Consider the following 13032-nt stretch of genomic DNA (forward strand, 5'->3'; position numbering starts at 1 on the left):
CGAGGACGCGGCCGCGACAGGCCCGCCATAGGCGCCCCGCTCGCGATCGGCGCGCGGACGCACCTTGATCTTGAAGCCTTCCGGCTTCATCGTCAGGGTTTCCTTCAGGTGCATTTGGTAGCGCTGGTGGTCGATCAGCTTGAAGCGCTGCAGGATCATGCCGAGCGCCAGCGCGGCCTCGTGCATGGCAAAACCGCGGCCGATGCAGGCGCGCTGGCCGTTGCCGAACGGCTTCCAGGCATTGATGGGCCGTTTGGCCTCCGCCTCACGGCTGAAGTTCTCGGGATCGAACGCATCGGGATTTGGCCCCCAGACGGAGGGGTCGCGATGCAGCGCGGTCACCAGGATGGTGGTGAAGGTGCCTTTCCTGAGCTTGTATTTGCCGCCGCCGATGGTCTCGTCGCTCAGCGGCGAGATGCCATAGGCCGGCGCGGGCGGCCACAGCCGCAGCGCCTCTTTCAGGATCTGCGTGATGTAGGTGAGCTGCGTCACCTGCTGATAAGTCGGCTTGGCGTTGACATCGGGGCCGAAGACGCGGTCGACCTCGTCGTAGGCCTTCTTGAGAATGTCCGGGTGCTTGAGCAGCGCATAGAGCGTGTAGGACAAGAGGCCGCTGGTGGTCTCGTGGCCCGCGATCAGGAACGTGTTGATCTGGTAGCGGATGTTGACGTCATCGAGCTGCTCGCCGGTCGAACGGTCGACGCCGGTCATCATCGCGGCGAGCATGTCCTTCTTGTCGTCGCTTCCTTCCGCGCCCTTGCGCCGCTCGGCGATGATCTCGTCGACCATCTTGTTCATGAAAGCGACGTCTTCAGCCATCGTCTTGCGCCGCTTCTGCATCCAAAACTGCTCGAGCGGCAGGCCGCGGGTCATCATGATGGTTTCGAGCGAGCGCACCAGCGACTCGACAAAGGGGTGGTAGTCGCGCCGGTAGAACGAATTGAAGCGGTACTCGAAGCCGCACAGGCCGATGGTGTCGAGCGTCAGCGCGGTCATGTCGTGGACGACGTCGATCTCCTCGTCGGCGTTGAGCCGCTCCCATTTGTTGACGAGCTGCTCGGCGATATCGACCATGCTCGGGTGATAGGATTGCATGGCGCGGTTGCCGAAGGGCTGAAGGAGGATGTTGTGCGCCTTGCTCCAGTTCGGCTCCCTGGTGTCCGCCGTGAACAGGCCGTCGCCGCCGACCGCACGCACGCGTCGCAACGCCCCGCGCACCGTCTTGTCAAACCGCTTCTCGTCGGAGAGTTCGTCGACGAGGTCATGGCCGGAGACGACGACGATCGGCGAGCCCATCATGTCGAGCCAGAAAATCGGACCGAGCTCCTTGGCGAGCCGCGTCAGGTGCTGCACGGGGGCGGCCGAGTCCAGCGACAGCATGTTGCCGACAACCGGCTTGGTCGGCGGATGCGGGATCGGATCCAGACGGTTCTTGGATGACATTAAAAGAGCTTCCCCCTGATCGCGTCATTCCGGGGCGATGCGCAGCATCGAACCCGGAATCTCGAGATTCCGGGTTCGCCCTTCGGGCGCCCCGGAATGACGTCTCATCTACATCGACGGCTGGGTCGTCACCCAAACCGCCTTCTACGCCATTCGATCAGCTTGGCGCTGACCTCCTCCGGCTTCTCCTGCTGCGTCCAATGGCCGCTGTCGCGGACGAGATATTTTTCGAGGTCGGGGATCAGCTTGTCCATGCCATCGGCGGAAGACGGCGGCAACACCGCGTCGTTCTCGGCCATGATCATCAGCGACGGCACGTGCACCGTATGATCGAGCCCTTCGGCGCGCGTCCAGTTGCGCGACATGTTGCGATACCAGTTGATGCCGCCGGTGAAGCCGGTCCGGGTGAAGTTGTCGACGAACACCTTCTTCTCTTCCGGCGACAGGATCGGCGTACGCGGATCGTGCTTCGCGTCATAGGCTGCAATCATCTGCGGAAACGCCAGATTGACCCGCGGCGAAGCGCCGACGCCGGCAACCACTTCCTCTGCCGGCGCGTCGGGCGGCCGCGGCGCCGGCTTGCGCATGAACGCATCAAAAGTCTGTTCGACGCGACTGCCGAAAATCCTGTCGGGCTCACGCGCCGGGTCCTGGAACTGCACGATGTACATCTTGTCACCGAAGCGCGCGCGCAGGAGCTCGATCGGATCGGCCCCAGCGCGGTTGGTGTGAGGCGTGTTGATGCCGACCACGCCTGCAACCCGCTCGATGTGCCGCAACGGCATCTGCCAGACGATGAAGCCGCCCCAGTCGTGACCGACGAAGATCGCCTTGTCGATATTCAGATGGTCGAGGAGCCCGACGAGGTCGCCCGTCAGGTGCTCAATGTCGTAGTCCTCGACGGGCTCGGGCCGGTCGGTTGCGCCATAGCCGCGCTGGTCCGGCGCGATCACCCGGATGCCGGCCTCGCTCAGCGCCTTGATCTGGTGACGCCAGGAGAAGGCGAGCTCGGGCCAGCCGTGGCACAGCACGATCGGCGGCTTGTCGCTGACCGGGCCCGCCTCGTAATAGCCCATGCGGATTCCGTTCGTCTGCACGAACTTGAGCGGTGGCATCTCAATCATCACAATATTCCTACTCTGCGGCGCCCTTGACATCGATCGCTGGCGGCGCGTAGGCCGCTTCGAGCGCGGCGAACTCCTCCGGCAGCATGTCGCACATCACCTGCACGTGCGGAATGATGTTGGCGCCGACGATGAAGCCGAAATCGAGCTGGTCGCGATAGCTCTGCACGGTGATGTTGAGCGCCTGCCCGTGCGTCGAGATCGACACCGGAAAGATGTGCAGAAGCTCGGCGCCGGCGGCATAGAGCGTCTGTCGCGGCCCCGGCACGTTGGACACGGTGATGTTCGCGGCCGGCGGCAGCACGTCGGACAGGTTGGAGCGGCTGTAGAGCAGCGCGAGGATCTGCACCATGATCGGCGCGCCCAGCATCGAGATGTTGGAAACCTGCGGCATCAGGGCGCGCAGCGGATGCGACATTTCCTTGGACTTGGTTGATTGCGCGATGATCGCCTCGAGGCGCGCCTTGGGATCGTCGATGTTGGTCGCGATCGCGCAGATCATGCCGAACACCTGGTTGTTGGCTTCGGTGTTGCCCTCCTCGCGCAGCGAGATCGGCACCGCCGCGGTCAGTGATTTTGCCGGCAGCGTACTATATTGCTGGAGGTAGCGTCGGACCACGCCGGAGGCGAGCGCCAGCACGACGTCGTTGAGCTTGCCGCCAGCAAGCTTCGCCAGCGCCTTGGAGCGCGACAACGAGATCGACACGCCGGCAAAACTGCGCTCCGACGAGATCGTCTTGTTCAGCATGGTCGGCGGCGACACCATGCTGGCGAGGCTCTCGCGCGACTTGGGATCGGAGACCTTGCCGAGCACCTCGGACACGCTCTTGAGTACGGTCGGAATGTTGCCGGCGAAGCGCACCGCGCTCTCGATCTGGTACATCGCATTGTCGAACAGGATCGAGCCGATGTCGCTCTTGCCGGTGCGCGGCAATTGCAGGTTCTTCGCGGCGGCCGAGGCATCGAGCGGCTGGGTGAAGAGCTGCTGATAGGAATCGAGCAGGTTCGCGGCGATGTCGCGCGGCTCCTGTCCGGGCTTGGCTCCTGCCGTCGGCGGATCGACCTTCCGCGGGATCGGGGAGATATCGTAGATCATGTTGGTCAGCGCCGCACCGGCGCCGCCGTCGATGGCGGCATGGTGCATCTTGGAATAAAGCCCGACCTCGTTTTCCTTCATGCCCTCGAACACGTAGAACTCCCAGAGCGGGCGGGCCCGGTTCAACAGCTTGGCGTGCATCCAGCCGACGATGCGCTCGAGCGTGGCCCGGTCGCGCGGCTGCGGCAGGCTGGCGCGGAAGATGTGGCGGTCGATGTCGAACTGGTCGTCCTCCACCCAGGAGGGATGGTCGATGTCGAGCGGCGCCTTCTCCAGCCGCGCCTTCAGGATCGGCGCGATGTGCAGGCGCGAGACGATCATCGCCTTGAAGTCTTCGAAGAAGTCGCCCTTGTAGTCGTCGGGCAGGCGAAAGATCGCCATGCTCCCGACATGCATCGGCATTTCCGGCGTCTCCAGATAGAGAAACGACGCGTCCAGCGACGACAGCTTCTTCCCGTCAGCCATAGTTCCCTCCCGAGATTTGACGGGCGCCTTAGCCGGCGCTTCTCGTCAGGCCGATACTGCCTGTTCCGGCGGGGGATATGCAATGGCAAACGGCCCTGCCCGGTCAAATGGCGAGAATTCCCCCTCCGGTTGGGCCAGGCGGTCGGCCACGGCCCACAGCGCCGCGGGGTTCACCCCGAGCCCGATATGGCTCGCCAGGTACACCTCGATGTTCTCGGCACGGTCGGAGGGACGGAGCAAGCAGGTCCGCCAGTTCACGACACCGTCGGCGCGCGAATAGATCGAGGTTGCCGGCACCGGCAGATCGCCGGCGATCGCCTCGCGCGCTTCCGCAAAATCCTCGACCCGTTCGCCGGACAGCGCCTCGTAGAGCCGCGTGGCGTTGGTCGCCCGCACGTCGTTGGCAAAAGGGCTGCCGAGCGTGATGACATAGCGAACCTTGTCGGGCGCCCACAGTGCGAGATCACGGGCATAGACGCCGCCGAGACTCCACCCGACCAGGCTGACCTTGCGCCCCGTGGCGGCATGGATTTCGACGAGACGACTGCGCAGCGAACCCCTCATCCGCCCCAGCCCACCAAGGTTGCGGCCCATTCGCCATGCATGCGCCTCATAGCCGAGCTCGCTGAGATAGCGCCGCATCGGCATCATCGAGAGATCGCTGGCGAGAAAGCCCGGCAACGCCAGCACCGGATGGCCGTCGCCCCTGGGCGCGCGCATCAGAAGCGGCGACAGCAGCAGGCTGGCGTTGAATTCGAACAGGCCGCGAGCCTCGGCAAGCAGCAGGCCGAGGCCCGGCGGACGAAGCCGGCCTCTCTCCAGCGCCCCATCCGGCCCGGGCGACACTATTTCTTCTTGTCGCCGCTGCGCGGGCTGCCGAGACCGGCCATGGTGACGAACATGTCCTGAAACCGCTCCGCGATCTTCGGATCGAAGGTGAACCAGCTCTGGATCAGCGATTCCGGGGAGACCTTGTCGATGTTGGACATCATCTGTTGCTGCAGCTTGTCCATGACAGCGGTCTGCATCGGCATCACGTCCGGTAGGCCGAAGAACTGGCGGGCCTCGAGGGGGGTGCAGTCGATTTCGATGTTAACTTTCATGTCCCCTCCGGAATGAGATTCGAGCGGCTTGGCGGAGTATCGCCGCGAGTTGTGGTGCGACGCAAGCGACCTGATGCCGGCGCGACATGCCCCGTCCCGCAATTGGCGGGTATGGTCAACCAAAGTCGAAAGACGCGGTCCTCCATGCCAGACGCCACGGTCAGCATTGCTGCACAGCGGTGCAACTTGGCGCGTTCCTTGCTGGAATGGCGCTTGCACCGGTCGAGAACTCTGGGCAACATGGATTAATCGGCCGGCCGAACAATCAAAAACCACCGGCACGGCGGTGTGGAGAGGGTCAAGAATGTCAGTATGTCGGAGTCTGTTCGCGGCGACGCTCGCCGGTACGTTTGCGTTGACGGTCTCGCCCGCGACCAGCCAGACGCTGCGCTATGCCAACCAAGGTGACCTTAAGTCCCTCGATCCCTATACGCTCAATGAGAGCACCACCCACGCCCATCTCGGTCACGTCTATCAAGGCCTCACCGCGCGCGACAAGGACCTCAAGATCATTCCGGCGCTGGCGGAGAGCTGGGAAACTCCGGAGCCGACCCGCTGGCGCTTCCATTTGCGCAAGGGCGTGAAATTCCACAACGGAGACCCTTTCACCGCCGATGACGTGGTGTTCTCCGCCGATCGCGTCCGCAAGAAGGGGTCCAACATGCAGACCCGCCTTGCGCCCGACGTCAAGGTCGTCAAGGTCGACGACTACACCGTCGACTTCGTTCTGCCTTCGCCCAATCCCATCCTGCATAACTCGTGGGATGTCTGGTACATCATGGACAAGAAATGGGCCGAGGAGAACAACGTCGTCGATCCGACGCCGGTGGCGGCGACCACGCCGAGCTACGCCTCGCTGCACGAGAACGGCACCGGTCCCTTCACCATCGAAAGCCATCAGCCTGGCGTGAAGACCGTATTCAAGGCCAATCCCAATTACTGGGGCAAGATGGAAGGTAACCTGAAGGAGATCGTTTTCACCCCGATCGCCTCGGACGCCACCCGCGTCGCTGCTCTGCTCTCGGGCGAAGTCGACGTCATCGAGCCGGTGCCGATCCAGGACATCTCCCGCGTCGATTCCAGCCCGAACGCCCAGGTGCTGAAGGGGGCGGAGCTGCGCACCATCTTCATCGGCTTCGATCAGATGCGCGATGAGCTGCTCTACTCCAACATCAAGGGCAAGAATCCGTTCAAGGACGTCCGCGTCCGCGAAGCCTTCTACAAGGCGATCGACATCGAGCTGATCAAGACGCGCGTGATGCGCGGGCTGTCGACACCGTCAGCCCTGATGATCGCACCGGAATTGTTCGTGCTGTCCAAGGAGTTCACGCGACCGAAATTCGACCCTGACGGCGCCAAGAAGCTCCTGACAGAGGCCGGCTATCCCGACGGCTTCGAGGTCACGATGGATTGTCCGAACGACCGTTACGTCAACGACGCTGCCATCTGCCAGGCCGTGGTCGGCATGCTTGCCCGCATCGGCGTCAAGATCAATCTTCTGGCGCAGCCGAAGGCGCAATACTTCGCCAAGGTGCTGAAGCAGGGCGGCTACCAGACCTCGTTCTACCTGCTGGGCTGGACGCCGAGCACGATGGACTCGCACAACGTGCTCTACGACATCATGGGCTGCCGCGACGATGCGAAGTCTTCGCGGGGCGAGGCCAATCTCGGCGGCTACTGCAACAAGGAGTTCGACGCCATCACCGACAAGGTGCTGGTCGAAACCGACGCTGCCAAGCGCAACCAGCTGATCAAGCAGGCCTACGAAATCGGCAACAAGGACTGGTCCTACATCCCGCTGCACCAGCAGGCGCTGGCCTGGGGCGTATCGAAAAAGGTCAACCTGCCGCAGCGCGCCGACAACCTGGTCATGTTCCATTGGGCAACCAAGAAGGAATAGCGTCAGTTGAACACGAGGTCCCGGCGGCGTCAGGCTTCCGGGACCTTTCCTTTTCCGGCTGACAGAGGCGTCAGCCGCACGCACACCCAAGGACAGTGGAAGGCATGCTCGCTTTCACTCTTCGCCGCGCCGTTCAGGCCATCGGCGTCATGTTCGCCGTCGGCATCATCGCCTTCTCGATGTTCCGTTTCGCCGGCGACCCCGTCAACCAGATCGTCTCGATCGACACGTCGGCGGCCGAACGCGAGGTCGTGCGCAAGTCGCTCGGCCTCGATGATCCCGTGCCGGTGCAGTTCGTGCGCTATTTCGTCGACGCCGCGCAATTCAAGTTCGGCGTCTCCTACCAGTTCCGCCAGCCGGTCTCGACGTTGTTGATGGAGCGTATGCCGGCCACGCTGGAACTTGCGGTCTGCGCGACCGTGTTTGCCATGGTGTTCGGCATTCTGATGGGTGTCTATTCGGCGCTCAAGCGCGACACCGTGCTCGCCAAATTGTTTCAGGCGGTTTCGCTGATCGGCATCTCGTTGCCGACTTTCCTGATCGGCATTTTGCTGATCTATCTGTTCGCGGTGACATTGGGCTGGCTGCCCTCGTTCGGTCGCGGCGAGGTGGTCAAGCTCGGCTGGTGGAGCACGGGTCTGCTCACGTTGTCGGGACTAAAGGCGCTGATCATGCCCTCGATCACGCTCGGCCTGTTCCAGATGACCCTGATCATGCGGCTGGTGCGCGCGGAGATGCTGGAAGTGCTGCGGACCGACTACATCCGCTTCGCTCGCGCTAGGGGCCTGACCACCCGCGCCATCCATTTCGGCCACGCGCTGAAGAACACGCTCATTCCCGTGATAACGGTGGCCGGACTTCAGTTTGGCTCGGTAATTGCTTTTTCGATCATTACCGAAACCGTGTTCCAATGGCCGGGTATGGGACTCCTGTTCGTGCAGGCCGTGCAAAACGTCGACATCCCGATCATGGCCGCCTATCTGCTGATGGTTTCTCTGATCTTCGTCACCATCAATCTGGTGGTCGACATCCTCTACACCGTGGTCGATCCGCGCCTGCGCGCGACCGTCGGCCGCGCCACATAAGGCAGCCCTGCATGTCCGACGCAGTCGCCTCCAATTCCGACAAGCAGAGCGCGCCGCCCGCGCATGCCGGCCGCAGTTGGCTCAGCCGCGCTCTCGACAGCGACATCTTCTATTCGTTCCGCCGTTCCAAGCTGACCATGGTGGCGGCGGCTATTACCGTGCTGTTCTTCCTGCTTGCGATCTTTGCATCCGCGCTCGCCGTGCAGAACCCGTTCGATCCGGCGCAGCTCCAGTTGATGAACTCTCGGATCTCGCCGCTCTGGACCGCCGACGGCCAAAGCCCGTTCCTGCTCGGCACCGACGAGCAGGGCCGCGACGTGTTCTCCGCAATTCTCTACGGCATGCGCATCTCGCTGGCCGTGGGCGTCGCCGGCGTGATCTTCGCCGGCGCGCTCGGCATCGCGCTCGGCCTGATCGCGGGCTATTTCGGCGGGGCGGTCGACGGCGTGATCATGCGGATCGCCGATGTGCAACTCACCTTCCCCGCCATTCTGATCGCGCTGCTGGTCAACGGCATCGCGAAATCGATCTTTGGTAACCGGCTGGATGCCAACAGCATGCTGGTGGTGCTGGTGATCTCGATCGGCCTGAGTTTCTGGGTCGGCTATGCCCGGACGGTGCGCGGCTCCGTGATGGTCGAGAAGAACAAGGACTACGTGGCCGCCGCGCAGCTGATCGGCCTGCCCGCGCCGAAGATCATGCTGCGACACGTGCTGCCCAACACGATGGGGCCGATCCTCGTCATCGCCACCATCAATCTTGCGCTGGCCATCATCACCGAGGCGACGCTCTCCTTCCTCGGCGTCGGCCTGCCCGACACCATGCCCTCGCTTGGCACGCTGATCCGCATCGGCAACAATTATCTTTTCGCCGGCGAATGGTGGATCGTCGCCTTTCCCGGACTCGCGCTGGCCGGGCTGATCCTGTCGATCAACCTGCTCGGCGACTGGCTGCGCGACGCGCTCAACCCAAAACTTCGATGAGCAAAACTTTGACAAGAGCGCCTCGCCCATGACCGAGCCCGTTCTCTCCGTGCGCAACCTTCAGGTGGAGTTCGCTTCCCGCCGCGGCACGCTGCGCGCCATCGACGGCGTCTCCTTCGACATCGCCAAAGGCGAAGTGCTGGGCGTGGTCGGCGAATCCGGAGCCGGCAAATCCGTCACCGGTCTCGCCGTGATTGGCCTGATCGATCCGCCCGGCCGCATCGCCGGCGGCGAGATCCATCTGGCCGGTCAGCGCATCGACAATCTGCCGCCGGAGGAGATGCGCCGCATCCGTGGAAAGCGGATCGGCATGATCTTCCAGGACCCCCTCACCTCGCTCAATCCGCTCTACCGGGTCGGAGACCAGATCATCGAGACGATCCGAACCCACCTGAACCTGTCGGAGACGGCCGCCCGCCGCCGCGCCATCGACCTGCTCGCCGAGGTCGGCATTCCCGCGCCGGAAAAGCGCATCGACGGCTATCCGCACGAATTCTCGGGCGGCATGCGCCAGCGCGTCGTGATTGCGCTGGCGATCTGCGCCGAGCCCGAGCTGATTATCGCCGACGAGCCGACCACCGCGCTCGACGTCTCCGTGCAGGCGCAGATCATCTCGCTGATCAAGCGGCTCGGCCGCGACCACGGCACCGCCGTGATGCTGGTGACGCACGACATGGGCGTGATCGCGGAGACCTCCGACCGCGTCGCGGTGATGTATGCCGGCCGTGTCGCCGAGATCGGTCCGGTCCAGGATGTCGTCAGAAATCCGCTGCACCCTTACGCCAAGGGCCTGATGGGCGCGATCCCGACGCTGGCCGGCGACGACAAGCGCCTCATGCAGATTCCCGGCTCCATGCCGCGGCTGTCGGCAATCCCGCGCGGCTGCTCGTTCAATCCGCGCTGCGACTTCGCATTCGACCGCTGTCGTGTTGACCGGCCGGAGCCGCTGCCACGGGGCGCGCAATCGGTCGCCTGCCATCTCTATGACAATGTGCCGGCGGAGAGCGCGGCATGAGCGCCCCCTTCGTTCAGGCCAGGGGCCTGCGTCGCGTCTTCGACGTCTCAAAACCCTGGCTCAACCGCGTGCTCGAAGGCGGGCACCTCGAATATCTCAAGGCGGTGGATCACGTCGCATTCGATATCAGGAAGGGCGAGACGTTTGCGCTGGTCGGCGAATCCGGCTCGGGCAAGACCACGGTGGCGCGGATGGTCGTGGGCCTGCTGCCGCCCAGCTCGGGCGACGTCCTGATCGACGGCGTCTCGATGACGGATCCGCGGCAAGCGCCGGCACGCCGAAAGCTGCGCCGCCGCATCCAGATGATCTTCCAGGACCCCTATGCGAGCCTGAACCCGCGCTTCCGGGTGGATGCCATCATCTCCGAGCCGATCCGCGCCTTCAACCTGATCCAGGGCGAGCGCGACATCCAGGCCCGCGTCGGCGAGTTGCTCAGCCTTGTCGGCCTGCATCCCGACGACCGGCTGAAGTTTCCGCACGAATTCTCCGGCGGCCAGCGCCAGCGTATCGCGATCGCGCGGGCGCTCGCCTCCGATGCCGAGTTCATCGTGTGCGACGAGCCGACCTCGGCGCTCGACGTCTCCGTGCAGGCGCAGATTCTCAATCTGATGCGCGACCTCCAAGACAAGTTCGGCCTGACCTACATGTTCATCAGCCACAACCTCGCCGTGGTTCGCCACATGGCGAGCCGCGTCGGCGTGATGTATCTCGGCCGCATCGTGGAGATCGCGGAGGGACGCGAGCTGTTCGCCAATCCGCGCATGCCCTACACCAAGATGCTGCTCGGCGCCGTGCCTGATCTTGCCATGAGCGGCCGCCAGCGCATCCCCGTGAAGGGCGAGATCCCGAACCCGATCAACCCGCCCTCCGGCTGCGCCTTCAATCCGCGCTGCCCGCTGGCGTTCGATCTCTGCCGCAAGGAGACGCCGGAACTGATCGACGGTGTCGCCTGCCACGCGGTCAACACCGCGCCGGTCCCGGCGTGATGCGCGCGTGCCATGCTAGCAGCGCATTGGCGGCGCGGCATCGCCTGTGATCAATTGCGCGTGCCGCAAATGAGGTAATCCATGGCCAGCAACGTCAATCCCGATCCGTTCACGACGCGCCCCGAGATCGAGGGCACGTTCGGGGTCGTTGCCACCACGCACTGGATCGCGACCGCCGTCGGCATGGCTATTCTGGAAAAGGGCGGCAATGCCTTCGACGCCGGCGTTGCCACAGCCTTCACGCTCCAGGTGGTCGAGCCGCATCTGAACGGCCCCGGCGGCGACGTGCCTGTCATCGTGCACGACGTGAAGCATGGGCGCACCGAGGTGATCTGCGGCCAGGGACCGGCGCCGGCGCGCGCCACCATTGCGCATTACAGGAGCGAGGGCCTTGACATGGTGCCAGGCACCGGCCTGCTCGCGGCCTGCGTCCCCGGCACCTTTGAATCCTGGATGATGCTGCTGCGCGACTACGGTACGATGCGCGTGCGCGATGTGCTGGAGGCCGCGATCTCCTACGCGCGCGACGGCTATCCATTGGTCGAGCGCGCCTGCGCCACGATCCAGACCGTCGAGCAATTGTTCCGCAAGCACTGGCCGACCTCGGCGGCGGTTTACCTGCCGAACGGCGAGGTGCCGAAGCCCGGCACGCTCTTTACCAACAAGACACTGGCGGCGACCTACACCCGCATTCTCAACGAAGCCGAGAGCGGCGGTGGAGGCCGTGACGCCGAGATCGAGCGCGCGCGCAAGTCGTGGTCGCAAGGTTTCGTCGCCGAAGCTATCGACAAGTTCTGCCGGACGCAGGAAGTGATGGACGTCAGCGGCTCGCCGCATCGCGGCGTCCTTTCCGCCGACGACATGGCGCGCTGGCAGCCGACGATCGAGGCGCCGCTGACCTACGATTATGGCCGCTACACCGTCTGCAAGGCCGGCGTCTGGAGCCAGGGACCGGTCACCCTGCAGCAGCTCGCGCTATTGAAGGGCTTTGCGCTCGACGGACTCGATCCGACCGGGCCGGAGTTCATCCACCTCCAGATCGAATGCGCAAAGCTCGCCTTCGCCGACCGCGAGAAATTCTACGGCGATCCGAAATTCAGCGAGATCCCGATCGGGACGCTGCTGTCGGATGCCTACAACGACGAACGTCGTAAGTTGGTTACCGAGAAAGCTTCGCTCGATCTCCGGCCCGGCATGGTGGAGGGCCTTGGCGGCGTGGTCAAGCTGCGCCGCGCTGAAGGCCAACGCGAGGCCGTTGGCGCGCTTGGCGCCGGTGAACCAACCGTGGGGCGATTCGGCGAGGTGCGCGGCGACACCGTGCATTTCGACATCATCGACAAAGCCGGCAACATGGTGTCCTCGACGCCGTCGGGAGGCTGGCTGCAATCCTCCCCGATCATTCCCGAGCTGGGTTTCTGCCTCGGCAGCCGTGCGCAGATGTTCGACTTGGAAGAGAACCAACCGAGCTCGCTCGCGCCGGGCAAGCGGCCGCGCACCACGCTGTCGCCGACCATGGCGCTGCGCGATGGCGAGCCCTACCTCGCCTGGGGCTCGCCCGGCGGCGACCAGCAGGATCAATGGATCACGCAGTTCTTCCTGCGCCACGTCCATTGCAATCTCAATCTCCAGGAAGCGATCGACGAGCCGGCCTGGCACTCCGAGCATTTCCCGATCTCGTTCTGGCCGCGCACCGCGCGCCCCGGCGTGCTCGTGGTCGAGAACCGCGTGCCCAAGGCAACCATCGAAAATCTTCGCGAGCGCGGACACATCGTGGAGGTCGGCCCCGACTGGTCGGAAGGCCGCCTCACCGCAGCCTCGCGCGTGGGTCGGCG

The 13032-nt window shown here is 64.2% G+C and carries 11 protein-coding genes; 6 read left to right on the forward strand and 5 right to left on the reverse strand.

Translation table 11 applies throughout. The features are described from left to right. The 5 genes from MOV75_RS10905 to MOV75_RS10925 all read right to left on the reverse strand — a co-directional run. On the reverse strand, positions 1 to 1443 hold a 1443-nt coding region (locus MOV75_RS10905), incomplete at its 3' end, for a cytochrome P450 (RefSeq protein ID WP_246924361.1). Between the two features lie 128 nt (positions 1444 to 1571). Next, positions 1572 to 2567 carry an alpha/beta fold hydrolase gene (locus MOV75_RS10910; protein ID WP_246924363.1) on the reverse strand — a complete coding sequence of 332 codons (996 nt, stop codon included), beginning with the start codon at positions 2565 to 2567 and terminating at the stop codon, positions 1572 to 1574. Between the two features lie 10 nt (positions 2568 to 2577). Further along, positions 2578 to 4128 carry a wax ester/triacylglycerol synthase family O-acyltransferase gene (locus MOV75_RS10915; protein WP_246924366.1) on the reverse strand — a complete coding sequence of 517 codons (1551 nt, stop codon included), beginning with the start codon at positions 4126 to 4128 and terminating at the stop codon, positions 2578 to 2580. Between the two features lie 45 nt (positions 4129 to 4173). After that, on the reverse strand, positions 4174 to 4974 hold the full coding sequence (locus MOV75_RS10920) for a triacylglycerol lipase (RefSeq protein WP_246924368.1): 801 nt from the start codon (positions 4972 to 4974) through the stop codon (positions 4174 to 4176). Then, the gene (locus MOV75_RS10925; RefSeq protein ID WP_071915885.1) at positions 4974 to 5231 is read right to left on the reverse strand and encodes a DUF6489 family protein; all 258 of its coding nucleotides are present in this window, start codon (positions 5229 to 5231) and stop codon (positions 4974 to 4976) included. The genes MOV75_RS10920 and MOV75_RS10925 overlap by 1 nt, the downstream gene beginning before the upstream one ends. Positions 5232 to 5535: 304 nt before the next feature. Between MOV75_RS10925 and MOV75_RS10930 the strand changes: the two genes are divergently transcribed. The 6 genes from MOV75_RS10930 to MOV75_RS10955 form a co-directional block, all read left to right on the forward strand. After that, complete coding sequence (locus MOV75_RS10930; protein WP_246924370.1) at positions 5536 to 7131, forward strand: ABC transporter substrate-binding protein; 1596 nt, start codon at positions 5536 to 5538, stop codon at positions 7129 to 7131. 104 nt (positions 7132 to 7235) lie between these two features. Beyond that, positions 7236 to 8216, forward strand: coding sequence for an ABC transporter permease (locus tag MOV75_RS10935; RefSeq protein WP_246924372.1), 981 nt, complete (start codon positions 7236 to 7238; stop codon positions 8214 to 8216). 11 nt (positions 8217 to 8227) lie between these two features. Continuing rightward, positions 8228 to 9199, forward strand: a complete 972-nt coding sequence (locus MOV75_RS10940; protein WP_246924375.1) for an ABC transporter permease — start codon at positions 8228 to 8230, stop codon at positions 9197 to 9199. A gap of 28 nt (positions 9200 to 9227) precedes the next feature. Then, on the forward strand, positions 9228 to 10214 hold the full coding sequence (locus tag MOV75_RS10945; RefSeq protein WP_246924379.1) for an ABC transporter ATP-binding protein: 987 nt from the start codon (positions 9228 to 9230) through the stop codon (positions 10212 to 10214). Then, entirely contained in the window at positions 10211 to 11200 is a 990-nt protein-coding gene (locus MOV75_RS10950) for an ABC transporter ATP-binding protein (protein WP_246924382.1), read from the forward strand. Before MOV75_RS10945 ends, MOV75_RS10950 begins: the two co-directional genes overlap by 4 nt. Positions 11201 to 11281: 81 nt before the next feature. Then, positions 11282 to 13032: gamma-glutamyltransferase family protein (locus MOV75_RS10955; protein WP_247005659.1), on the forward strand; the 1751-nt coding region annotated here is incomplete at its 3' end.

It is taken from the genome of Bradyrhizobium sp. PRIMUS42 (assembly GCF_023006515.1).
Taxonomy (GTDB): Bacteria; Pseudomonadota; Alphaproteobacteria; order Rhizobiales; family Xanthobacteraceae; genus Bradyrhizobium.

Excerpts from the sequence above, each read along its gene's own strand:
- MOV75_RS10915 (WP_246924366.1), bottom strand. The coding sequence starts at position 4,128 with ATGGCTGACGGGAAGAAGCTGTCGTCGCTGGACGCGTCGTTTCTCTAT.
- MOV75_RS10930 (WP_246924370.1), top strand. The coding sequence starts at position 5,536 with ATGTCAGTATGTCGGAGTCTGTTCGCGGCGACGCTCGCCGGTACGTTT.
- MOV75_RS10940 (WP_246924375.1), top strand. The coding sequence starts at position 8,228 with ATGTCCGACGCAGTCGCCTCCAATTCCGACAAGCAGAGCGCGCCGCCC.
- MOV75_RS10925 (WP_071915885.1), bottom strand. The coding sequence starts at position 5,231 with ATGAAAGTTAACATCGAAATCGACTGCACCCCCCTCGAGGCCCGCCAG.
- MOV75_RS10910 (WP_246924363.1), bottom strand. The coding sequence starts at position 2,567 with ATGATTGAGATGCCACCGCTCAAGTTCGTGCAGACGAACGGAATCCGC.
- MOV75_RS10945 (WP_246924379.1), top strand. The coding sequence starts at position 9,228 with ATGACCGAGCCCGTTCTCTCCGTGCGCAACCTTCAGGTGGAGTTCGCT.
- MOV75_RS10950 (WP_246924382.1), top strand. The coding sequence starts at position 10,211 with ATGAGCGCCCCCTTCGTTCAGGCCAGGGGCCTGCGTCGCGTCTTCGAC.
- MOV75_RS10935 (WP_246924372.1), top strand. The coding sequence starts at position 7,236 with ATGCTCGCTTTCACTCTTCGCCGCGCCGTTCAGGCCATCGGCGTCATG.